Here is a 433-nt window from a genome sequence, read left to right as displayed (position 1 = left end):
GAGCTGCTGGCATCGGAAAACCCCGACCCTGAGCGGCGCGCCCGCTTCATCGCTTCGTTCAACCGCGGCTACCGTTCCTTCGGCGGCACATATACGCAATGCACGGCCTCGGCGACGGAAGCCATCAGCCGCTACATGAAGGAAGGCGAGACGCTGTCGCGCGACATCGCCTCGCGCTACGGCAACTGACGGCGCGTCCGGCCTCCCGCCCCCTCGCCACCCACAGGTTTTCAGAACCAGCGCTTGTCTATGCCGCCATCTTGGTGCAATCCTTATGTTGCACTTCTGCAACAGCGTTAACGAAACGTTACGGCGCGGATGTGAAATTAACTCAAACTGAAGGTTTTGGTGCCGCTCGCCGGCCTAATCGGCTAAGTTTGGAAACTATCGAACGCAGGCTTTTGCAACGCGACGGATTTTGGCGGGTACGACC

General features: G+C 59.6%; 1 protein-coding gene. It reads left to right on the top strand.

Going from position 1 to position 433, the window contains the following annotated elements:
- Window positions 1-189, top strand: a 189-nt coding sequence (locus tag EOA29_RS40180) for a TIGR02301 family protein (protein WP_127222593.1), incomplete at its 5' end; no start/stop codon positions are given.
- Between the last annotated feature and the right edge of the window lie 244 nt (window positions 190-433).

The organism is Mesorhizobium sp. M1E.F.Ca.ET.063.01.1.1, from assembly GCF_003998155.1.
GTDB lineage: Bacteria > Pseudomonadota > Alphaproteobacteria > Rhizobiales > Rhizobiaceae > Mesorhizobium.
This window is presented reverse-complemented; position numbering and strand designations above follow the sequence as displayed.